A 22343-nucleotide genomic window follows, 5' to 3' on the forward strand; every position below is an offset into this window, starting at 1 on the left:
CTCAGCAGAACGACATCGACCACAATTACACACTTGATGATCCCGCTGACTCCCTCCGACCCGCACCGGCTGGGCCGCTACTGGCTCGCCGGGCGGCTGGGCGCCGGTGGCCAGGGCGTCGTCTATGAGGCGTACGGCGAGGAGGGGGAGCGCGTCGCCGTCAAGGTGCCCAGGTTCGATGATCCCGACTCGCGGGCCAGGCTGGCCAGGGAGGCGGCGGCGGCCGCGCGGGTGGCCTCGTTCTGCACGGCCAGAATCATCGAGGTGGCCGAGCCGTACATCGTCAGCGAGTTCGTGCCCGGCCCCAACCTGCGGCAGGTGATCGCCGAGCACGGCCCCTACGAGGGTGACACGCTGCGGCGCCTGGCGATCGGCGTGGCGACCGCGCTGACGGCCATCCACCAGGCCGGCGTCGTGCACCGTGACCTCAAGCCCGACAACATCATCCTCGGGCCCGACGGTCCCCGGGTGATCGACTTCGGTGTGGCGCGCGAGGCCGGTCCGACGACCACCGGCCCGGTCATGGGCACGCCCAACTACATGGCGCCGGAGGTCCTGGCCGGGCGGGGCGCGACGGCCGCGGCGGACCTGTGGGCGTGGGGGCTGGTGGTGCTGTTCGCGGCCCGGGGCGAGGACGCGATCGAGGTACGCGAGCCGGTCGCGGTCATCGGCGAGGTCATGGACTTCCGCCCCGACATGGCCGACCTGGCCGACCCGCTCGGACGGCTCGTGGCGAGCGCGCTCACGAAGGACCCGGCCGTGCGGCCCTCGGCGCGCGCGGCCCTGCTGGAGCTGATCGGCGCCGACGGCGGCGACCCGCTTTCTCGTGGCGGGGCGCTGGCCGGCCCGCTCAGGAGCCCGGCCGAGCCCGACCTGGGCGCGATCGCCGAGGAGCTGTACGACGAGCTGTCCGAGGTCGAGCGGGCGGCCGTCCCCGAGGTGCTGCTGCGCATGCTCGACGGAGACGGCTCACTCAGGCCGGTGACCCGCGACGAACTGCCCGAGACCGAGGCCGTGTCCGCCCTGCTCACCTTCTTCGAGGCGGCGGGCCTCGTGAGGAGCACCGGCACCACGTACGAGCTGGCCAAGCCCGCCCTGATCCAGGCATGGCCCCGGCTGCGGACCTGGGTGGCCGACAACCGCGAGGGGCTGCCGGTGCACCGGCGCCTGGTCGAGGCGGCCGGCCTCTGGGACGGCCACGGCCGGAAACCCGGCGACCTGCTGCACGGCTCCAGCCTCGACCGCACGCTCCAGTGGGCCGCCGCCGAACGCAAGGACCTCACACTGGCCAGGAGGGAACGGGAGTTCCTCGACGCCGCGGCCAAGCAGATCAGAAGCCAGTCCAGGAGGCGCGGCCTGCTGGCGACGGCGCTGGCCGTACTGCTGGTCGCCGCGCTGGGCGGGCTGGGGCTGGCCGAGTACCGGCGCGGGGTGACCGAGCGGCAGCGCGACGAAGCCCTCGCCAGGTCGCTGGTGCTGCGCGCGGCCGACCTGCGTGACACCTGGCCGAAGGTGAGCATGGTGATGAGCGCCGCCGCCTGGCGGCTGGCCCCGCTGCCCGAGTCGAGAGGCGCGCTGTACGACTCGCTGTCGCAGACGACGCTGGACTCGTTCACCGACCCCTCGGCGAGCGCCGAGACCAGGTACGCCCTGAGCCCCGATGGCCGCACGCTCCTCGCCGCGGCGGGCGGGCAGGTGCGGTTCTTGGACGTTCCCGGGCATCACAGTACGAAGGAGCTCTCCGGCATCGGTCCGGTGTCGAAGCTCGCGCTCAGCTACGACGGCCGGACGTTGGCCGTCCAGGACGAGCGGCACGTCCGCCTCTGGGACGTGTCCAGCGGCGCCCCACGGGGCAAGCCCTTCGCGGCGGGCGCGTTGGCGACCCACGCCGACTCGCTCCACTTCTCTCCGGATGGACGGCGCCTCTTCGTCCCCCAAGGCATCGAAGGCCGCTACGGTGCGTGGTGGGACCTGGAGACCCGGCGGTCGCTCGGGATGGACGCCGTGAGCCGCGACGGCGCCCTGGGCGTCCGCTACTCCACCGGTGGCAGCCGGGCCGAGCTCTGGGACCTGCGCACGCGGCGACGGCTCCGTGCGCCCTGGCTGCCGGAGAAGAAACTGGTCAAAGAGGCCGAATTCGCTCCCGACGGCCCGGAACTCGCCGTCACGGTTTTTCACCCCGAGGTCCACGGCGTCAGTCTGCTGCTCAGGAGTGTGCCGTCCGGCAAACCGCTGCCGGGCGACGGCGCCGGATCGGTGGCGGACGACATCTCGTTCGACGGCCGGTTCATCGCGATGTGGGCCGACGCCAGGCTGGTCGTGCTGCGGCGCTCCGATGGATGGATGATGGCCGACCGGTCTCTCCACGCGGCGATCTCCCAGCTCCGGTTCGACGGCACCGCCCTGCGCGTCAAAACGGGCGGCGGCACGGTCTACACGACTGAGATCGCCGGGGTGATGGTGGCCGCTGTGGCTCACCGGACCTCCGACGGCTTCGCGCGCCTCGCGCCGGGCGGCGGCGGGCTCGCCGTCTATTCTGGCGGCCGGGTCCGGCTCTGGACCGGCGGCAGGGAGATCGCGCGTCCTGTTGAGGTGGGTGACCCCACGGGCCAGGGAGCGGTACTCGCCTTCTCCTCCGACGGGTCCCTCCTGGCCGTTGGGGGAGCGGAGAGCGAGAAGGCGCGGGTCACCGTGCTCGACACGCACACGGGAGCCGTGCGTACGGCGTTCAACCTCGCGGGCAAGAACGCGCGGGGAGTGGAAGGGATGGCGTTCAGCCCGGACGGCGGCACGCTGGCCGTCGCTCCCGCGCTTATGGGCGCGGAGGGCCGGGCCGAGCTGTGGGACCTGCGCACCGGGTCCGTGACCGAGGCCACCACGCCGGGCTCGGAACAGATGGTCTTCAGGCCCGACGGGAAGGTGCTGATCACCACAACCGACTCCTATCTCACGATGGTCGATCCGGTCGGCGGTCATCCCGCCGGACCGGGCAGGGTGCCCGGCGGGGCCACCGCCTTCAGCCCCGACGGCAGGTACGCGGTCGTCAGCGCGGCCGATCGGATGACGATGTGGGACTCGGCCTTCGCGAAGGTCATCGCCACCTTCCCCGCGATCCAGGGTGCCGGCGGCTCGACCCCCGTCTGGTCACCCGATGGGCGCACGATCGCCACCTATGGTTCGGACGCGCGGATCCGGCTCTGGGACGTCGCCGAACGCCGATACCTGGGAACCGTGTACGACGGGTTGAGCGACCTTGGGGACGCCGGGGACGCGTCGATCGCCTTCAGCCGGGACGGGCGGACGCTCTTCGTCGCCACCGCGGAGGGCGTGGTCAGGCAGGTCGCCCTCGACGGCGACCGAGCGCGGGCCGAGGTGTGCCGCAGGGCGGGCGGGACGCTGAGCGCGGCCGACTGGCAGCGATACCTGCCTGAGATCGAGCCATTCGACCCCTGCGTCACCCCGTAGCCGCTCACTGCCGCGCCGACCGGACGATGCCCCCTGCGGCCGCGGCTCACACGAGAGCGATGGACCGCAGCGTGTCTGATCAGTACCAGCCGGAGCTTTGGTAGTGGCTCCATGCCGCGCAAGGCGTGCTGTAGTGCGTCTTGATATAGCCAAGTCCCCATTTAATCTGGGTTCGGGCGTTCGTCTTCCAGTTTGGGCCGGCGGAGGCCATCAGCCTCCCGGGATTCGCTCGAGGTATTCCGTATGGCCCTGATGGCGTTCCTGCCGTGGTGCTCCAGTGGCTGACGCGATTCCACAGTGAGACCAGACAGTTGAATTGCGATGAAGGGTTCCAGCCATAGCTGGGCATCATGCTCTTTGCTATCCGCTGGCTCTCAGATGCTGGAACGGGAGTGGCTGCGTACGAAGGCGCAGGCGGTACGAGCAGGGCGGCCAACGCTGAGAGCGAAATTCCGATGGCTGTGAGTCGATTTCGCATTACTTCTGCCCTTCTCATGCACATGGAAAGTGGGTGAGAGTGGATTGGACGGGGGAATGCGGCGGTGGACGGTGGCGGGCTCGGGTCGCATGGTGAGCCCTGCCTCACCCCGTAGCCGCCCACTGCCGGGCCGTCGCCACGATCTCCTCCAGGTGGCCGCTGTGGGCGCCGTGCCAGTACACGTGGCCGCACTCCTGGCACCGCCCGTACGCGTCGAAGGCGTGCCGGGTGCCCGCCTCCAGGACCGGCAGCACCTCGCGCTTCTCCACCGGGACCAGCTCGCCGTTGCAGGCCGTGCACCTCGTCCACGGGCGCAGCGGCGGGGTGAAGCGTTCGAGGAGGTCGCGGAGTTGGTCGTGGGGACGGGAGCCGCGCACGTACGCGCCGAGCCACAGCGCGCGGCGGCGCAGCAGGCCGCGGTCCTGGGTGAGCAACACCCGGCGCTCCTCGTTGGCCTGCACGACCAGCGCCGGGTCGTCCATGTCGTTGTGGTAGGCCGTGTCGAGGCCGAGCAGGCGCAGCCGTCGCGCGAGCGTGCCCAGGTGCACGTCCAGCAGGAAGCGGGGCTCGCGGGGCAGCGGCTGGGGTCTGGGTATCGGCCGTACCTCGATGAGGTCGCCGGCCGCGGGCTGGTAGGAGGGGCCGACGCCGCGGCCGTCGACGGTCATCGGCCCGACCTCCGTCAACGGGATGCCGGCCGACTCCACGTGGTGGCCCAGGGTGGAGCTGCCGCCGATGGCGATCCGGTGGCGCTCGCGGCGCCGGCTCACGGGCAGGAACATCATCAGGTCTGCGGAGATTCGAAGGTGCGCGTCCCGTTCGGTCACATTGTCCATTCTGCTTGATTCGATAACGTGAGCCTGTGCCGATGTCCCGCCGTGTCTTTCTCGCGCTCGCCGCGCTGAACGCTGCGGGCTGCTCGGTCACCGCCTCGGAGCAACGCTCGCTGCGGCTGGCGACCGGGTTGGCCGGTGGGCCGTACGGGGTGCTCGGCGACCGGTTCGCGGCCGAGTTGCGGCGCGACGGGTTCACCGTCGAGGTGATCGAGACCGCGGCCAGCGTGCAGAATCTCACCATGCTCACCGACGGCCGGGCGGATCTCGGGTTCTCGCTCGCCGACAGCGCCGACGACGCCGTACGCGTGCGCCACCAGCCCGTCGCTGCGCTGGCCAGGATGTACATGAACTACGTCCATCTGGTGGTACGCGCCAACTCGGACATCTTCGCCCCCAAGGACCTGGCCTGGCGGCAGGTCTCCATCGGGGCCGAGGGATCGGGCACCGCCGTGACCGCCGAACGGGTGCTCGACGCCGCCGGGGTACGTAATCACATCACCGCCAGGCTTGGCCTCGACGGGTCGATCAAGGCGCTCGTCGACGGCGTGATCGACGCGTTCTTCTGGTCGGGCGGCGTGCCCACCCCCGCGCTCGCCTCACTCGGCGGCATCAGGATCGTCCCGTTGGAGCCGTTCGTGCCGATGCTGCGCCGCATCTATGGCCCGGTCTATGAGCACGCCACCATCCCCGCGGGCGTGTACGGCAGCGCGAAACCGGTCCCGACCGTCGGCACGCCCAGCTACCTGGTCTGCCGCCAGGCCCTGTCCGACGACGTCGCCTACACCGTCACCGCGACGCTCTTCAGCGCCCGCGACCGCCTCCAGGCCCCCTCCGCGCCGGGCGGCCGCCTCGACAAGCGCTACGCCATCGGCACCGGCATCGTCCCCCTGCACCCCGGCGCCGCCCGCTACTACAGGTCTGTGTACGGGTAAACAAGCGCTACAGCTCCGTGTACGGCCAAACGAGCGCTACAGCTCCGTGTACGGCTCAGCCAGCCGCAACTCCACGACCAGCCCATGGGGTACGGCGGGCAGCAGGCTCAACGTCGCCCCGCACGACTTGGCCAGCTCCGTGGCGATGGCCAGCCCCAGCCCGCTACCCGGCACGTTCGCGTGCGCGCCCGACCGCCAGAACCGGCCCAGCGCGTCACCCCGCTCCTCCTCGGCCAGCCCCGGCCCGTCGTCGGCGACCCGCAGGACGCCGTCGGAGAGCGTGACCGTCACCGTGCCGCCCGCGGGCACGAACTTCTGGGCGTTGTCGAGCGCGATGTCCGCCACCCTGGCCGCCGCCTCCGGCACCAGCGACATCTCCGGCACGTCCACCCGCAGAGTGAGATCCTTGGCCGGGTAGACCTCCCGCCACACCGCCAGCCGGGGCCGCAGCTCGATCTCCTTGGCCTCGCCGCCCGCGCCCGCCTCGACCCTGGCCAGCGCCAGCAGGTCCTCCACCAGCAGGGCCAGCCGGTCGAGCTCGGCCATGGCCTCCTCGAACTCGGTGGTGCCGTCCGCGCGCAGGTGCGGCTCCAGGTTCTCCAGCCGCAGCCCGAGCACGGTCAGCGGGGTGCGCAGCTCGTGCGAGGCGTCGGCCACGAACGCCCGCTGCCGCTCCATCGCCCCCGACACCGCGTCGGCCATCGCGTTGAACCGCTCCTCCAGCCGCTGCAGCTCCGAGGGCCCGCCGCCGGGATTGGCCCGGGCGTCGAGGTGGCCTTCCGCGATGGCCCGGGTGGTGCGGTCGAGCTCGGTCACCGGGCGCAGGATCCAGCGGGCCAGCTGTCTGGCCGCCAGCACCGAGTAGCCCAGCGCGATCAGCGCGCCCAGCGCCAGCGCGCCCCAGACGAGCGAGACGTCCAGCCGCGACTGGTCGGTGCGGGCCTGGAGCAGCACCACGCCGGACAGCTGCGCGTCCCGGCCGGCCGGCTCGGCCAGCAGGACCTTCGCCGGGCCGAAGGGGCTGATCGTGGGCAGGTCCTCGGTCGTGCGGCCGCTCAGGGCCAGCCGGGTCTCCGCCTGGTCGTCGCCGTCGAAGCGGCCGGCCGTGACCACGATCATGCCGTCCCTGTCGCGGACGCGGATGGCCGCGCCGTACAGGTCGGCGTAACGGACGACCTCGGCCGTCAGCGCCGTACGATCGTCGTCGCGCGCGGCCTGGTCGGCCAGTTCCGCGAAACGGGTGGCGTCGGCCCGCCGGTCGAGCAGCAGGCGGTTCGTACGGTGCGAGGCGTAGGCGAAGCCGAGCGGCACCGCCAGCGCCGCGATGAGGAACACGATCAGCGTGGTGAACGTGACCACCAGGCGGGAGTTCACGCCGTGGAACCCAGGCGGTAGCCGGTGCCGCGCAGCGTCTCGACCAGGTGCGGGCGGCCGGTCTTCGACCGCAGCCCGGCCACGTGCACGTCGAGCGAGCGGGAGGCCGACAGCAGCGGGTCGCCCCAGACCTCGTCCAGGATCTCCTCGCGGCTGCGCACCACGCCAGGCTCACGGGCCAGCAGCGCCAGCACGTCGAACTCGCGCCTGGTCAGCGTCACCTGCTCACCCGACACGGTGACCTGCCTGGCCTCCAGGTCGATGCGCACATCGCCGACGCTGACCACGTGGTCCCGCGTCGGCATCGGGCGGGTGCCCCTGCGCATCACGGCCTCCATACGGGCCATTAACTCGACCGTACGGAACGGCTTGACCAGGTAGTCGTCGGCCCCGGACCGCAGGCCGCGGAGCACCTCGCGCTCCTCCGTGCGGGCGGTCACCACGATGACCGGCACGGCCGACACCCGGCGCAGGCGGCGCAGCACCTCAAGGCCATCCATGTCGGGCAGGCCCAGGTCCAGCAGGACGAAGTCGACGCCCCCCGCCAGGCGGAGGGCGTCGACTGCCAGCCCCGCGCGCGCGACCTGGTGGCCATGGCGCGCGAGGGCCGTGGTGAGCGCGGAGGCGAGTCGATCGTCGTCTTCGACCAGGAGAACTCGCATCAGGCCAGATTAGGCCCGGACGGAGACCGACTCCGCCGCTCCCTCTCGCTCCGAGCGGGAGAGCGCCACGTCGCGCGTCTCGCGCATGGTCAGGTAGACCACCAGCGACACGGCGGCGCAGCCCGAGACGTACCAGTAGAAGCCGGACTCGACGCCCGCCGACTTGAACCACAGCGCGACGTACTCCGCCGTGCCGCCGAACAGGGCGTTCGCGATGGCGTACGGCAGGGCCACGCCGAGCGCCCGGATGTGCGTCGGGAACAGTTCCGCCTTGACCACCGCGTTGATCGAGGTGTAGCCGGTGATGATGATCAGGCCGACGAGCGACAGGATGAACGCGCCGACGAAGCCGGAGACGCTGGACAGCGCGGTCATGAGCGGTACGGTGCCGAGCATCGACCCGATGCCGAACGTGATCAGCAGCGGCCGCCGGCCGATCCGGTCGGACAGCCCGCCGGCGAGCGGCTGGATCAACATGAAGATGAACAGCGCCGAGAAGCTGACCAGCGACGCGGTCTCCTTCGGCAGGTTCGCGGTGTTGACCAGGTACTTGGTGAGGTAGGTCGTGTAGGTGTAGTACGCGACCGTGCCGCCCATGGTCAGGGCGATGACGAGCAGGGCTTCCTTCTTGTGGGCCATCAGCGCCTTGATGGTGCCGCGCTCGCTCTTCTCACCCTCCTTGCCCTGCTCCTCCTCGTCGTACGCCTCGGTCTCCAGGAGGTTGCGCCGCAGGTAGAACACGACCGCCGCGCCGAGGGCGCCGATGATGAACGGGATGCGCCAGCCGTAGGAGTTGAGCGCCTCCTTGGTCATCGTGTTCTGCAGGATGATCTGCAGGCCCAGGCCGACGAGCTGACCGGCGGTCATCGACACGTACTGGAAGCTAGAGGCGAAGCCGCGCTTGCCCGCGGGGGTGGCCTCCGTCAGGTACGTGGCGCTGGCCGCGTACTCACCGCCCACGGAGATACCCTGCAGGAGGCGGGCGATCAGCAGGACCACGGCGCCGAAGTAGCCGACCGACTCGTACGTCGGGGCGATGGCGATCAGCAGCGCGCTCAGCGACATCAGCGTGACCGTCATGGTCAGCGCCGCCTTGCGGCCCTTCGTGTCGGCGTAGCGGCCGAGCAGCCAGCCGCCGATCGGGCGCATGAAGAAGCCCACGGCGAAGATGCCCGCGGTGTTGAGCAATTGTGCGGTGGAGTTGCCATTGGGGAAGAAGGAGGCGGCGAAATAGACGGCGAAACTGCTGTAGACAAACCAGTCGTACCACTCGACCAGATTGCCGACGGAACCGCCGATCACTGCCTTCCACGGCACGCGGGGTTGGCTCACTGGATTACCTCCTGTGCGGGGCCTGGGGGGAGTAGGTGCAGGCCAGAGCCTCTCCGCAGAAGGTTCTTCCGACAAGGGGAGACGGGCCAGATCTAACGTCCGCTTAACATCAAGGAAACGGAGAGGTGAGATCAGGCCCGTTTTCCCGTCATTGCCGGTAGTTCTCCACCTCGCCGGCCGGCCGGGCCTTGGCGCCGTCCGGGTTCTCGCCCGCGTCCCTTCTCGCCCTGCGCTGCCTGAGCAGGTCCCAGCACTGGTCGAGGGCCGTCTCCAGCTCCCTGACCCGCGTGTGCTCCTCGTCCGAGCTGACCTCGCCCGCCGACAGCCTGCTCCGCAGCTCGTGCTCTTCGGTGACCAGATCACTGATCTTGGTGAGAATCTCGTTGTCACGCATGTCCAAGACTGTAGTTACTACGTGATAGAACACGGCCTATGCCTGGTATTGCGCTGGTAAGAAAGCCCGGCCCACGGATCTCCGAGGGCATCGTCACGCATGTGGAGCGCGAACCGGTCGACCACGAACGGGCCCTTGACCAGCACGAACGCTACGTCGCCGCGCTGGAGGGGGCCGGGTGGCAGGTACGCCACGTGGAGGCGGCCGACGACCTGCCCGACGGGCCCTTCGTCGAGGACATGGTGGTGGTCTGCGACCGGCTGGCCGTACTGACCAGACCGGGGGCGATCGAGCGACGGCCCGAGGTGGACACCGTGGCGGCCCTCGTACGGGCGCTCGGGGTCAAATCCGTCAGAATCGCGCGGCCCGGCACGCTCGACGGCGGCGACGTCCTTCAGGTCGGCAGGACCGTGTACGTCGGCAGGTCGGCCAGGACGAACGACGAGGGGATCACCCAGCTCACCGCGTTGCTGCCGGAGCGGCAGGTGGTGCCCGTGGATCTGACCGGCGTCCTGCACCTGAAGTCGGCCGTCACGGCGCTGCCGGACGGCACGCTCATCGGCGACCCCGATCGCGCGGACCTGCCGGGGCTGCTCGTGCCCGCCGAGGAGTCGGGGGCGCACGTGGTGCTGCTGGGCGGCGACCGCGTGCTGATGGCCGCCTCCGCGCCGCGGACCTGCAAGATGCTTCAGGAACGCGGGCTGGAGGTGACGCTGGTGGACATCTCGGAGTTCGAGAAGTTGGAAGGCTGCGTCACCTGCCTGTCGGTTCTCATCATGTGAGATCAAGGACGGTTTACCGCGAGACGTCTGGTAGCGTGCAAGGCATGCTGCGTGGCCTCCTTCTTAGCTGCCGCGGCGGGGGCCACTGAGGCCGGCTCCCTCGCCGCGGAGCGAGCCATGCGCGTCGGCCGCTTTTCTTTCGACCGACGAGGAGCTCCCGACATGACCGCTCAGCAGCCCAGCCCGATGCCTTTCCAGCGTTATCAGCCGTTCGAACCGATCCGGCTGACCGATCGCACCTGGCCCGATCGGGTCATCACCGAAGCGCCGCGATGGTGCGCCGTGGACCTGCGCGACGGTAACCAGGCACTGATCGACCCGATGGACGCTCATCGCAAGCTGCAGATGTTCGAGCTGCTGGTGAAGATGGGCTACAAGGAGATCGAGGTCGGCTTCCCCGCGGCCAGCCAGACCGACTTCGACTTCATCCGGCAGATCATCGAAGAGGACCGGATCCCCGGCGACGTGGTGATCCAGGTGCTGACCCAGGCCAGGCCCGAGCTGATCGAGCGCACCTTCGAGTCGATCGAGGGCGCCAAGCAGGCCATCGTGCACCTGTACAACTCCACCTCCACGCTGCAGCGCCGGGTGGTCTTCGGGCAGGACCGCGACGGCATCACCGCCATCGCCGTCGAGGGCGCCAAGCTGGTCAAGAAGCTCGCCGACGCGACAGACGTGGACGTACGTTTCCAATACTCGCCCGAGTCCTTCACCGGCACCGAGCTGGACTACGCCGTCGAGGTCTGCGACGCGGTCAACGACGTGTGGCAGCCGACGCCCGAGCGCAAGGTCATCGTCAACCTGCCGGCCACGGTCGAGATGGCCACGCCCAACATCTACGCCGACCAGATCGAGTGGATGCACCGCCACCTGAAGTACCGCGACTCGATCGTCCTGTCGCTGCACCCGCACAACGACCGCGGCAGCGCCGTGGCCGCCGCCGAGCTGGGCTACATGGCCGGGGCCGACCGCATCGAGGGCTGCCTGTTCGGCAACGGCGAGCGCACCGGTAACGTCTGCCTGGTCACCCTGGGCATGAACCTGTTCTCCCAGGGCATCGACCCGCAGATCGACTTCGGCGACATCGACGAGATCCGCCGCGTCGTCGAATACTGCAACCAGCTGCCCGTGCACCCGCGCCACCCGTGGGGCGGCGAGCTGGTCTACACCGCCTTCTCCGGCTCCCACCAGGACGCCATCAAGAAGGGCTTCGACCACCTGGAGGCCGACGCGGCCGCGGCCGGGGTGCCGGTCGACCAGTTCACCTGGGCCGTCCCCTACCTGCCGATCGACCCCAAGGACATCGGCCGCACCTATGAGGCGGTCATCCGGGTCAACAGCCAGTCGGGCAAGGGCGGCGTCTCCTACATCATGAAGGCCGACCACCAGCTGGACCTGCCGCGACGGCTGCAGATCGAGTTCTCCAAGGTCGTCCAGGCGCGCACCGACGCCGAGGGCGGCGAGATCGGCTCGGCCGAGATGTACTCCATCTTCCGCGACGAATACCTGCCCAACCCGGCCAACCGCTGGGGCCGCCTCAGCCTGATGGCCCACCGCCACGAGTCGGCCGGGGACGACAAGGACCGCATCGGCGCCGACGTACGGCTCGACGGCGAGATCCGCGAGATCGAAGGCGTGGGCAACGGCCCGATCTCGGCCTTCATCGACGCGATCGCCAAGGTGGGCATCCGGGTGCGGGTGCTCGACTATGTGGAGCACGCGATGAGCGCGGGCAGCGACGCGAAGGCCGCCTCATACCTGGAGTGCGACGTCGACGGCCGGGTGCTGTGGGGAGTGGGGGTCGACGCCAACACCACGACGGCCTCGCTCAAGGCGATCATCTCGGCGGTCAACCGCGCGTCGCGCTGACCGTTCTCAGTCGACCGCGCCCCCTTCGCATGGTGCGGCGCGGTCGACTACTGGTCCATTTCCCGAAGGATCTGGTCGATTCGGCTCTCTCGATTGTTCATGGCGCGGTTGAAGGAGTGCATGACCTCCTCGAACTGTTCCATGGCCGCGTCAGGGGACGGTGGCGTCCGGCCGACGGCGCCGCGTAGCAGTTCCTCGTGGTTCCGCTCGCAGTCGTCCTGTGCGCGCCGCACCGCGAGGGTGATCTCCTCGCCGAGGTCCTGGCTGCTCAGTTTCATGGCGCGTGGGTCGAGGCGCACCTCGGTGATGCGGCCGCCGGAGTCGGTGCGGGCCCTGATCTTGCCGTCGGCGCTCTCACCGGCGCCGTAGACGTCCCTGAAGCCGCCACCGGCTTTCTTCAGGCGGCTGTGTGCCTGTTCGGCTTGTTCTGAGATTCGGTGGAGTTCGTCCTGGTAGATATTTTTGGCGTCGTCGGAACTCATGTTCTCCCTTTGGGGACCTATCCGGTCGGGTTGGTCCGGTCGTAGTTTTTTCCGGTCTGGTTCAGAGTCAGGCCCGCGTTGTTCAGGTTCCACATCAGGGAGTCCACCCAGTCGATGGTGTTGGTGTAGAACTTCAGATAGTCGTCGGCCAGTTCCTGGGATCCCTCGGGGAGCAGGCCGAAGCAGGTGGACGTCGGCCTGGCCGACTCGGCGAAAGCGTTTCGGGGAGTGGACAGCAGGCTCGTCGATTCGTTGGTGGCCTTTCCTCCTTTCTTCAGGTCGTCCGTGGAATATCCGACTTCCTGGCTTTTTCCGGTCATCGCGCGCTCCAGTCGGTTATTTCAGATCCGGGAGTTTCAGTTTCGTACCTGGTTTCAGGGCATTGGGGTCCGAACCGATGACGTCGCGGTTGGCGTTGTAGATTTCGGGCCAGTATTTTTCGCTGCCGTAGACCCGCTTCGCGATGTCGGCCAGCGTGTCCTGCCCTGCGACCTGGTGTGACGATGGCTGGGGGGCGGGGGTGGCGGGGGGCGCTGGCCGGCGGTCCATCAATGGGGGAGCATCAGGCTCCGGGTACTTCTTATGGTCGATGTGCGCCGGCGGCTCCGTCTGTTTGAAGGGCACGCCGATGGGTGGGGGAAGGTTGCGCAGGGCGGTGCCGGGAATGATCGCGCCGGTGGAGTTGAAGAGCTGGACCTGGAAGTCGCCGGTGATGCCGATCTTTTTGAGGGCGGCACCGTTCAGGGCGCCCCAGCCGCCGTTCAGCACCGCCACCTTCCCGATGTCCTTGACCATTTGCCCCAGCGTCTTGCCTTCGAGCCTGTCGTTGATGATCGTGTAGCCCGTTCCGGTCATGGCTCCTGCCGCGAAGAGGGCCTTGGCGCCGTACGCCTTCTTTGCCTTGTCCCAGCCGACGCGGCCCCAGGGGAAGGCCGACGATATCGCCGCGGAATTCACCATCTGCGCGTATTGGAGGCCGAAGGGCGCGAAGAACGACTGGCCCTTGAGCTCCCGGCCCAGGCCCACGAACATGAACTGGCCGGCGCCCAGCTGGAGGCCGAACATCTTGGCGTAGCTCTTGAAGGACGTCAGGGCCGTCTTGCCGAAACTCATGCCCTGCGTGCCGTTCAGCACCCAGTTCTGCGACTTGAAGACCGTCAGGCCCCTCCTGAGCGCCTTGCTCCTCTTCATCAGCTCGGCCAGCTTGCGCAGGGGTACGGCGACCTTTTTGAGAAACCAGATCAGCCGCGCCAGGATGGTGGCCGCGAGGCCGGCGCCCTGGGCGGCGATCTTGGCTCTGGCGACCCACGCGGCCCACCTGCCCATCACGCCCGTGAACATGGACAGGGCCACACTGATCGCCAGCGCCTGGAGGATGGATTTCAGCAGCTCCCGGAACGCCCGTTTGGTCTCGTGGGTCGCCTCCTTGGCCATGAGGAGCACTTCCGACACGTGGCCGAGGCTCTTGACCAGCGCCTTCCGTTCGGCCGGGTCGAAGTAGGTGTCGACCATCTCCTGGTAGTGCGTGGCCGCGTCGCCGGTCCACTGCTTGCGGCCCTTCTGCACGGCCGGGTCGATGTTCTTGTCGCCCACGGTATCCAGACTGGCGGCCAACTCCTTGCACGCCTCGGACATCTGCGCCAGCTGGCGTTCGTCGTTGTCGTTGCCCGCGGCCCTCATGGCGTTCATGATCGTCGTGATGAGCTGCGACAGCGCGTCGCCCTCAGCGGCTAGGTCCATGTACTCCCCTTCATGCGTCGCGCTGTTCTTGATCCGCAGACGCAGGAAGCGCTCGAGGTCCCCCTCCCATGCGGCTCCCGGTAGGGCAGGCGGCATCGGGTCATATGGTCATGATCGCTGCGGTGCCCCGCATTGTGGCATGCGGGCGGATGTTCGGCCAGAGATCCGGAGATCAAGGACGTCCAGCGTCGAGTATGGCCCCGCGCATCACATCCGAACCTTAAGTGTTTGTTAGATCGCAGATGTGGATCTTGACGCTGTCGATCAAGGATGCATACGTTCGGTGACGTTTCGCGACTGTTCGCAGCGCCGTGACCATCGACGCCGTGACGGGCGATGCGATCCACCCCCCACAGCCGAGACACCGTCTACAGACGGGAGAACGGATCATGGAACCCACCTACCTCATCTGCCTGCCCTTCGCCGGGGCCGGCGCCTCCTTCTTCAAGGGATGGCAGCGCTACCTGGCCGAGGGCCTGAGTATCCTGCCGGTGCAACTGCCCGGCCGTGAGGAGCGCTTCGTCGAACCTCCGCACACCGATGCCGCCCGCGCCGCGGACGAGGCGTGCTCGCAGGTGCTGCAGCGAATCGGTCCCGGTTCCCGGGTGGCCGTCTTCGGCCACAGCCTCGGGGCGGTGCTGGCGTACGAGCTGGCGCACCGGCTCAGCGGCGTGACCGGCTTGCGGCTCGCCCGCCTGTACGTCAGCGGTTCCCCCGGGCCGTGGAGCGGGCGGGAGAGCCGCGCCACCGGCCTGGATGACGAGGCGTTCCTGGCCCGGATCCGTTCCTTCGCCGGATACTCGCACCCGGCCCTGGAGGACCCGGAGATGCGGGCGCTGCTGTTGCCCATGCTGCGCGCCGACGTCGAACTGCACGAGAGCTACCGTCCCCAGTCCGACAAGCCGCTGTCCACACCGATCACCGCCGTTCACGGCCTCGACGACGAGCTGGTGGACATGGCGATGATCGCCGAGTGGGAGCGGGCCACCAGCGCCGGGTTCAACACCGTCGAGCTCGACGGAGGGCACATGTACCTGGCCGATGATCCCGCTCCCCTGCTACGGCTGATCGGCGCCGACCTGGCGACGCCGGAAGAGCGGTGACGATGCGCCTGTCCGGGAAGACGGCCGTCATCACCGGCGCGGCCCGCGGGCTGGGCCGGGCCAGCGCCCGGATGTTCGCGCGGGAGGGCGCCGACCTGGTGCTGCTCGACGTCGCGCGTGACCTGCCAGGGGTGCCGTACGCGCTCGGCTCGGCCAGTCAGCTCGAATACACGGCCGAACTCTGCCGGGAGTTCGGCGTCTCCGTCATGACCAGGCAGGCCGACGTACGGGAGACGCACGAAGTCGAGGCCGCGGTGTCCATGGCGATCGGGCGCTTCGGCCGCATCGACGTCCTCGTCAACAACGCGGGCATCGCCGCTCCTTCCGGCAAGATGGCGCACGAGATCGACGAGCACGAGTGGCAGTTGATGATCGACGTCGATCTCTCCGGTGCGTGGCGCGCCATCCGCGCGGTCGGCAAACTGATGGTCGAGCAGCGCTCCGGCAGCATCGTCAACATCGCCTCGACCGCCGGGCTGGTGGGATATCGGCACTTCGCCGGATACGTGGCCGCCAAGCACGGTCTCATCGGCCTGACCAAGGCCGTCGCGCTCGACTACGCCCCGCGCAAGGTCCGGGTCAACGCCCTGTGCCCTGGCTCCGTCCGCGATGACCCCCAGGTCGAGGGCCGGATGCTGGCGGAGATCGCGCGTTCGCTCGACGTGCCGGTGGGCGAGCACGAGGAGGCCTTCGTGCAGGCCCAGCCCATGAACACCCTCATCGAGCCGGACGACGTCGCCTCGGCCGCCTTATGGCTGGCCTCCGACGAATCCCGGCAGGTCACCGGCAGCGTACTCACCGTCGACGGCGGCTTCACCGCACGCTGACGCCCGCACCTTCACCACGACCACGCTCTGGAGATCACCGCGTGCCCCGAACCGATCTCATCCCCCCGGACCGCTCACCCTCCGCACACTGCCATGCCCGGCGCGTCAGACTGCCCGATGGCGTTGGTGCCACCTGGCTGGCCGGGCTCTTCGAACGCGCGGTCCGCACCTGGTGGGGGGACACGCCTGACCGGCTGCCCCGGCTCTGGGACGAGCGGGTTCCGGCCGCCTGCGACTCCGCGGTGGCGGGCCGCCGCGTCGAGGCCGAACTGCACCGTCCTTTGGACGCGGAGGGCGCCTTGCTGCGCGCGGTGCTGCTGCGGTACGCGGACGGGCCCGCCGACCTCGTGCTCGTCGCCCATCGCGCCAATCTCGACGCGCTGTCACTGCGCACGGTGGCCGATGTGCTCACCGGTCGGGCTCGGTATGAGGAGGCCACGTACGAGAAGGCAGGTCACGCCGCCGCGGACGCCGAGACGCTCAAAAGATGGCGGGAAGCGGATTTTTCCGGACGTATTGCGTGGGCCAGTGGCGACGACACGGCGGGTGACCGTACCGGCCTGGTCACCGTGGCGATAAGCGAGGCCGGACCGGACGTGCCGGCCACGATGGCGGCGGCGGTCGGGCTGGTGCTCGGGCGGTACGAGAACCAGGAGAGTCCGGTCGTCGGCGTGCTCGGCCCCGTGCCCGAGCGGCCGGAAGGAGCGCTGGGCGCGTTCGACGCCGGGCTCCTGCTGGCACTGGACCTTTCGGGCGCGCGCACCGCAGGGGAGCTGGTGGCCGAGATCGCCCAAGCCCTGGCCTCGTACGGCGGGCGGTGCGACGGGCGGCAGTACGCCGAACTCCTCGCGGAGACCGGCGGCCGGGTCGTGGCCGGTCTGCTCACCGACGGGCCGGCGGAGAGCGGGTCCGGTACGTACGTTCCCTGCCAGACAGCCCCGTTCCCGCTCACGATCGTGCCCGGTCGCACCCCGGACGGCGGCCTTCAGCTGGTGCTACGCCATCGGCTGGAAGACGTGGACGCCGACTCGGCCAGGCGCTTCGCCCGCCACGTCGTCCGCGCCTACGAGCAGCTGGTCAACGCGCCCGCCGGTCTGGTCCCCGCCGACGTCGAGCTGATGGACGAGGCGGAGACACGGCAGGTGGTCGCCCTCGGCCGTCCGGCACGGCGGCTGGACTGGCGGCCGGAGCGGATCGACGACGTGTTCGCCGCCCGCGTGGCGGAGCGTCCCGACGCGGTGGCGCTCACCTGCGAGGGCCGCTCCCTGACCTACGCGGAACTGGACGCGCGCGCCGCCCGCTTCACCGCCGCCCTCCTCGACCGGGGCGTGCGTCCGGGGGAGCGCGTCGGTGTCTGCCTCGGACGCACACCCGATCTCGTGGTCGCCATGCTGGCCGTGCTCAAGGCGGACGCGGTGTACGTGCCCATGGATCCGGCCTACCCGGCCGACCGGCTGGCGTTCACGGCTCAGGACGCGGCCTTGCGCATCGTCATCGCGGACCAGGACTTTCCCGGCGGCGGGTCGGCGAGCGTGGTCAGGCCCGAGGAGCTGGAGACCCACGACGGCGAGGCGGGCCGTGCCCGTCCAGAGCGGCGGGGGCCGGGCGAGGCCGCGTACGTCATCTACACCTCGGGCTCGACCGGGCGCCCGAAAGGCGTCGTGGTGCCGCATCGCAACGTCGTCGCCCTGCTGTCGGCCACCCGTGACGATTTCGGGCTCGGTCCCGGTGACACCTGGACGCTCTTCCACTCCAGCGCGTTCGACTTCTCCGTCTGGGAGATCTGGGGAGCGCTGCTCACCGGTGCCCGGCTGGTCGTGGTGCCGTACTGGGTCTCTCGCTCGCCCGAGGAGTTCCGCGAGCTGCTGGCGCGCGAGCGTGTCACCGTGCTGAACCAGACGCCGTCGGCGTTCGCCCAGCTCATGGAGGCCGACCGGCGGCAGGACGAGCGGCTGGCGGTCCGGCTGGTGATCTTCGGCGGTGAGCCGCTGGACGCCCGGCCCTTGCGGGCCTGGTTCGACCGGTATCCGGAGGATCGGTGCCGGCTGGTCAACATGTACGGCATCACGGAGACGACGGTGCACGTGACGGCCCAGAACGTGACCCGCCGTGAGGCGATGACCGGGTCGCGGTCCGTGGGGCACGCCCTGCCCGGCTGGCACCTGTACGTCCTCGACGAGCGCGGCCGTCCCGTGCCGTGCGGTGTCCCCGGCGAGATCCACGTCGGGGGAGACGGGGTCGCCTTGGAGTACCTGGGCCGTCCCGAGCTGACCGCGCGGCGCTTCCTGCCCGATCCGTTCACCATGGGCCGCGTCTACCGCAGCGGCGACCGGGGCAGGCTGCTGCCCGATGGCCGGCTGGAGCACCTCGGCCGTCTCGATACCCAGGTCAAGCTGCGCGGATTCCGCGTCGAGCTGGACGAGATCCGCCACGTCCTGCTGGACGACCCCGCCGTTACGGCGGCCGCCGTGGTGCTGAACGGCGAGCGGGACGCCGCGGGAGCGCGCATCGACGCGTACGTGGTGCCGGCCGGCGGCGATCCGGCGGCGATCCGGCAACGGGCCGCCAAGGTGCTGCCGGAGCACATGCTGCCCGCCACCATCACGCCTCTCGACACGCTGCCCCTCACCGCCAACGGCAAGCTCGACGTTCGAGGGCTTCCCGCGCCGGTCGTCGCGCCCGCCGCGCCGATCCGGGCTCTGTCAGGTGAGCTGGCGGGCGCGCTCGCCGCGGTGTGGGAGTCGGTGCTCGGCGTTCCTGTCGGTCCCGACGACAACTTCTTCGAGCTCGGCGGCAACTCCCTGTACGCCATGCGGGTGGCGGCGGCCATGCGCGACCGCGGCCTGCCCGCCTTTCCGATGCGCGAGCTGTACCTGCACCCGACGGTGAACAGCCTCGCGGGGGTGATCTCCCATGAGTGACCGGCTGCTGGACGGCTGCGACGACACGGCCACGGACTATCCCCGAGACAGCCGCGTCGAGCGGCTCTTCGCCGAGCAGGCCGAGGCGGCGCCCGGCCACCCGGCCGTGGTGCACGGAGATACCACGCTCACCTACGCCGAGCTGCACCACCGCAGCACGCTGCTGGCCCAGAAGCTACGCCGCGATGGGCTGCGTCCCGCCGAACCGGTGGCGCTGCTGCTGCCGCGTACTCCCGACCTGATCGTCGCGGCGCTCGCCGTGCTTAAGGCCGGCGGGTTCTACGTGCCGATGGACCCCGCCCATCCTTCGGATCGGATCTCCCAGCTGATCGAGGACAGCGGCGCCGGCTTCCTGCTGACCACGCGAGAGCTGACCACGCTGCTGACCACGCGAGAGCCGGCCCGCGGGCAGGCCATCGCGGTGGACGCCCAGGACTGGTCGGCCGAACCCGAGGTGGACGTCCCCGCGCCGGGCGGCGCGTCGGACGTCGCGTACCTGATGTACACCTCGGGGACCACCGGACGGCCCAAGGGTGTCCTGGTCCCGCATCGCGGCATCGTCCGTCTGGTGCGGGGCGTCGGCTATGTACGGCTCGACGCCACGGCCAGGATCGCGCAGATCGGGGCGACCGGTTTCGACGCTTCCGTCTGGGAGACCTGGGCCGCCCTGCTCTGCGGTGGGACCGTGCACATCCTCGACCGGGAGACGTTCCTCGACGGCGCGGAGCTGAGGCGGGCGCTGGCGGACGGGGGGATCACCACGGCGCTCTTCACCTCCGCGCTGTTCGGCCAGCTCGCGGGCGAGGACCCGACCGTGTTCGGGCCGCTGCGGGACCTGCTGGTCGGAGGTGACGTGCTCTCGGCCAAGCACGCCAGGTCCGTGCTGCGGGCCAATCCGGGACTGCGGCTCGTCAACGCGTACGGGCCGACCGAGAACGCGGTCATCTCCACCTGCCACGAGGTTCGCGAGCCGATCGGCGAACGCGTGCCCATCGGCCGCCCAGTGCCCAATACCAGCGCGTACGTGCTCGACCAGGACAGACAACCGCTTCCAGCGGGCGTCGCCGGCGAGCTGTACGTCGGCGGTGATGGGCTGGCGCTCGGCTACCACGGGCGCCCCGACCTGACCGCGTGCGCCTTCGTCCCCCACCCTTTCCGGCCAGGAGAGCTCCTCTACCGGACCGGCGACCGGGCGCGCAGGCTGCCGGACGGGTCGATCGACTTCCTCGGCAGGACGGATCACCAGGTCAAGGTGCGCGGTCTGCGCGTCGAGCCGGGCGAGATCGAGGCCGCGTTACTGGCCCGCCCCGGAGTGCGCGAGGCGGTGGTGGTGGAGCGGCGCGCTCCGGATTCGTCCGACGGCCACTTGCGCGCGTACGTCTCGGGCGAGCGGTCCCTGGAACCGGAGCGACTGCGGACGGAGATCGAGCGCGTGCTGCCCGCTCACATGGTGCCCGCCCGGATCGTGGTGCTGCCCGCGCTGCCGCTGAACGTCAACGGGAAGGTGGACCGAGCCGCGCTGCCCGAGCCGATCCCCGCGGGCGGCGGGACGGCTGGGGACGAGCTTGAGCGAGAGCTCGTCGAGCTGTGGGAGGACGTCCTCGGCGTGCGCGGGATCGGCGTCGACGAGCCGCTCGACCGGCTGGGCGGCAGCTCCCTCACCGCGACCCGGCTGGCCGCCAGGGTGCGGAAGAGGTTCGGGGTGGCTTGCCCGGTCTCGGCCGTGCTGGCGGTCCGTACGGTGTCAGCGCTGGCCGACCTGGTCCGTGCCGCGGACCGTGCCGACGTGGTGGGGCCGCGTCCGTACCAGGCCACCGAGCGGACCCCGCTGTCACCCCAGCAGAAGGGCGTCTATGTCGAGCAGATCAAGGACCCGTGCGGCACCCAGTACAACCTGCCGATCGTCGTCGACCTCCCTGGCCGGATGGACGCCGGACGGGTGCGCGCCGCTCTGGCGACTCTCGTCGAGCGGCACGAGGTCCTGCGCACCGACGTGGCCGTGGGCGACGACGGGCAGCCGTACCAGCGCGTTCACGAGGTGCTTCGTACGACGCTGGATGAGGTCGGCCTGTTTCGCGGGGCGAATCTCGACGGCTGGACCGAGAGGTGGATCCGCGCCTTCGACGTCCATCAGGCCCCCCTGTGGCGTGCGGCCCTGGCGCGGCACGACCATGGGACCCGGCTGGTGCTGGACATTCACCACCTCCTCACCGACGGCCGCTCGCTCGCCCTCCTGATGGCCGAGTGGGCGGCGCTGCTCAGGGGCGAGCCGCTCCCCGAGGTGGAGCTGCGTTACCGGGACTTCGCGCAGTGGGCGAACGGGCCGGAGCGGCGCGCGCTGTCCGAGACCCAGCGTGGCTTCTGGGCCGAGACGTTCGCGCGGCCGATCAAACCTCTCGACCTGCCCATCGACCTGCCCCGGCCCGCGGTCCGCCGGACGGAGGGGGACCACCTGCCGTTCGCGTTCGGCGCGGAGCGCAGCCACGCGGTCAGGGAGCTGGCCCGCGCCGAGGGGGTGACGGCGTTCCAGGTGCTCCTGGCCGTGTACACCGTCTTCCTCGGGCAGGTGAGCGGGGGCGACGACGTGACGGTCGGGACGCCCTTTTCCGGACGGCACCTGCCGGGGGTGGATCGGGTTCAGGGGATGTTCGTCAACACCCTGTGCCTGCGCGCGTACCCGGCCCCCGAGCTGCCGTTCCGCGCGTATCTGCGAGCCGTGGCCCGGCACGCGTTGGCGGCCGGCGACCACCAGGATCACGCGTTCGACGCCCTGGTGGCGATGCGGGGCGAGCATGACTTCAGCCGCCACCCGCTCTTCGACGCGTTCTTCGCGATGCAGGACACGGGGCTGCACCAGGTGGACTTCCTCGGCGCTCGGCCCCGGTGGCGGCCGGAGGCCACCCGGCGCACGATCTTCGACCTGGACCTGCAGATCGAGGACTCACCCGACGGGTACGAGGCCCGGCTGGCGTACGCCACGAACCTCTTCCTGCGCCCCACCGTGGAGACGTTCCGGGATGAGTTCCTGTCCTTGCTCGACACGGCACTCGCCGAACCGGACACGCCGCTCGGCGAGCTAGGCCGGACGCCTTCGGCCCGGCCCGGCCCGCCCGCGCTCGCGTTCGACTTCGACTTCTGAACTGGAG

At 70.1% G+C, this 22343-nt stretch carries 16 protein-coding genes; 8 read left to right on the forward strand and 8 right to left on the reverse strand.

Annotated elements, in window-relative coordinates; all coding sequences use genetic code 11:
- Positions 1-36: 36 nt before the first annotated feature.
- A complete protein-coding gene (locus AB0J16_RS07275) occupies positions 37-3465 on the forward strand; it encodes a protein kinase (RefSeq protein WP_358536143.1) in 3429 nt (1142 codons plus the stop codon).
- A 582-nt stretch (positions 3466-4047) separates the two neighbouring features.
- Here the strand turns inward: AB0J16_RS07275 and AB0J16_RS07280 are convergent.
- On the reverse strand, positions 4048-4779 hold the full coding sequence (locus AB0J16_RS07280; protein ID WP_358535582.1) for a Mut7-C RNAse domain-containing protein: 732 nt from the start codon (positions 4777-4779) through the stop codon (positions 4048-4050).
- Positions 4780-4811: 32 nt separating this feature from the next.
- Here AB0J16_RS07280 and AB0J16_RS07285 point away from each other — a divergent pair, with 32 nt between their 5' ends.
- On the forward strand, positions 4812-5711 hold the full coding sequence (locus AB0J16_RS07285; protein WP_358535584.1) for a TAXI family TRAP transporter solute-binding subunit: 900 nt from the start codon (positions 4812-4814) through the stop codon (positions 5709-5711).
- A gap of 36 nt (positions 5712-5747) precedes the next feature.
- Here the strand turns inward: AB0J16_RS07285 and AB0J16_RS07290 are convergent, their stop codons facing one another.
- The 4 genes from AB0J16_RS07290 to AB0J16_RS07305 form a co-directional block, all read right to left on the reverse strand.
- The gene (locus AB0J16_RS07290; protein ID WP_358535586.1) at positions 5748-7085 is read right to left on the reverse strand and encodes a HAMP domain-containing sensor histidine kinase; all 1338 of its coding nucleotides are present in this window, start codon (positions 7083-7085) and stop codon (positions 5748-5750) included.
- Entirely contained in the window at positions 7082-7747 is a 666-nt protein-coding gene (locus AB0J16_RS07295) for a response regulator transcription factor (RefSeq protein WP_357947318.1), read from the reverse strand. The genes AB0J16_RS07290 and AB0J16_RS07295 overlap by 4 nt, the downstream gene beginning before the upstream one ends.
- 9 nt (positions 7748-7756) lie before the next feature.
- Positions 7757-9079: an MFS transporter gene (locus tag AB0J16_RS07300; RefSeq protein WP_358535588.1), complete on the reverse strand. Its 1323-nt coding sequence runs from the start codon at positions 9077-9079 to the stop codon at positions 7757-7759.
- 148 nt (positions 9080-9227) lie between these two features.
- Entirely contained in the window at positions 9228-9473 is a 246-nt protein-coding gene (locus AB0J16_RS07305; RefSeq protein WP_358535590.1) for a DUF2630 family protein, read from the reverse strand.
- Between the two features lie 38 nt (positions 9474-9511).
- Here AB0J16_RS07305 and ddaH point away from each other — a divergent pair, with 38 nt between their 5' ends.
- Both ddaH and leuA read left to right on the forward strand, forming a co-directional pair.
- A complete protein-coding gene (ddaH, locus tag AB0J16_RS07310; protein WP_358535592.1) occupies positions 9512-10255 on the forward strand; it encodes a dimethylargininase in 744 nt (247 codons plus the stop codon).
- A 162-nt stretch (positions 10256-10417) separates the two neighbouring features.
- On the forward strand, positions 10418-12124 hold the full coding sequence (gene leuA / locus AB0J16_RS07315; RefSeq protein ID WP_358535594.1) for a 2-isopropylmalate synthase: 1707 nt from the start codon (positions 10418-10420) through the stop codon (positions 12122-12124).
- 47 nt (positions 12125-12171) lie between these two features.
- Here the strand turns inward: leuA and AB0J16_RS07320 are convergent, their stop codons facing one another.
- From AB0J16_RS07320 to AB0J16_RS07330, 3 genes are read right to left on the reverse strand one after another with little or no spacing between them, the layout of a single operon-like run.
- On the reverse strand, positions 12172-12606 hold the full coding sequence (locus AB0J16_RS07320; protein WP_358535596.1) for a YbaB/EbfC family nucleoid-associated protein: 435 nt from the start codon (positions 12604-12606) through the stop codon (positions 12172-12174).
- Between the two features lie 17 nt (positions 12607-12623).
- The gene (locus AB0J16_RS07325; RefSeq protein WP_358535598.1) at positions 12624-12926 is read right to left on the reverse strand and encodes a hypothetical protein; all 303 of its coding nucleotides are present in this window, start codon (positions 12924-12926) and stop codon (positions 12624-12626) included.
- Positions 12927-12942: 16 nt separating this feature from the next.
- Positions 12943-14346, reverse strand: a complete 1404-nt coding sequence (locus AB0J16_RS07330) for a hypothetical protein (RefSeq protein WP_358535600.1) — start codon at positions 14344-14346, stop codon at positions 12943-12945.
- Positions 14347-14735: 389 nt separating this feature from the next.
- Here AB0J16_RS07330 and AB0J16_RS07335 point away from each other — a divergent pair, with 389 nt between their 5' ends.
- Genes AB0J16_RS07335 through AB0J16_RS07350 form a run of 4 tightly spaced genes read left to right on the forward strand, consistent with a single transcriptional unit; the run spans position 14736 to position 22336 of the window.
- Positions 14736-15449 carry an alpha/beta fold hydrolase gene (locus tag AB0J16_RS07335; protein ID WP_358535602.1) on the forward strand — a complete coding sequence of 238 codons (714 nt, stop codon included), beginning with the start codon at positions 14736-14738 and terminating at the stop codon, positions 15447-15449.
- A gap of 2 nt (positions 15450-15451) precedes the next feature.
- Positions 15452-16276 (forward strand): mycofactocin-coupled SDR family oxidoreductase, encoded by an 825-nt coding sequence (locus AB0J16_RS07340; protein ID WP_358536145.1) that lies wholly within the window; start codon positions 15452-15454, stop codon positions 16274-16276.
- 41 nt (positions 16277-16317) lie between these two features.
- Complete coding sequence (locus AB0J16_RS07345; protein WP_358535604.1) at positions 16318-19197, forward strand: amino acid adenylation domain-containing protein; 2880 nt, start codon at positions 16318-16320, stop codon at positions 19195-19197.
- On the forward strand, positions 19190-22336 hold the full coding sequence (locus AB0J16_RS07350) for an amino acid adenylation domain-containing protein (RefSeq protein WP_358535606.1): 3147 nt from the start codon (positions 19190-19192) through the stop codon (positions 22334-22336). The genes AB0J16_RS07345 and AB0J16_RS07350 overlap by 8 nt, the downstream gene beginning before the upstream one ends.
- Positions 22337-22343: the final 7 nt, after the last annotated feature.

Source organism: Nonomuraea sp. NPDC049750 (assembly GCF_040659625.1).
Classification (GTDB): domain Bacteria; phylum Actinomycetota; class Actinomycetes; order Streptosporangiales; family Streptosporangiaceae; genus Nonomuraea.